Origin of the sequence: Oceanospirillum sediminis, assembly GCF_014164585.1 — a bacterium.
In the GTDB taxonomy this organism is placed as follows: domain Bacteria; phylum Pseudomonadota; class Gammaproteobacteria; order Pseudomonadales; family Halomonadaceae; genus Oceanospirillum; species Oceanospirillum sediminis.
This window is the reverse complement of the sequence record NZ_JACJFM010000341.1, coordinates 1-312: the sequence shown is the minus strand read 5'-3', so window position 1 is coordinate 312 and position 312 is coordinate 1. Positions and strand designations below refer to the sequence as shown.

Annotated in this window: 1 protein-coding gene; it reads right to left on the bottom strand. The window is 32.7% G+C overall.

From position 1 onward, the window contains the following. A partial coding sequence (locus H4O21_RS28870; protein WP_220495918.1) for a hypothetical protein occupies positions 1-222 on the bottom strand: 222 nt, incomplete at its 3' end. Positions 223-312 lie beyond the last annotated feature (90 nt).

The following is a 312-nucleotide window of genomic DNA, read 5'->3' as shown; positions in this document are numbered from 1 at the left end:
CTTGCTTTTAGAAAACATTTTTCTTTGTTTTAACTTGCTGGAGGGTCTGATGGTGTCATAAGTTTCTCCACCATAATTTACATAACTATCTATTTCCCAGACTCCCTCTAGGGTGAGTTCCTTAGTTTCCTTTTGTTCTTCAACATTGATTTCTTTAGTGTTGTTTTTGCAGTTTACAACTGCAAGAAGAACTATCAACATTAGGCTTAGTTGTTTTTTCATGACGTATTTGTTTGTTTAGTTACTCTTAAATTTACAAAAAAAACTCACACAGCGCCTTGTTTTTAACAAGGGATTACTAAAAAGAAAATG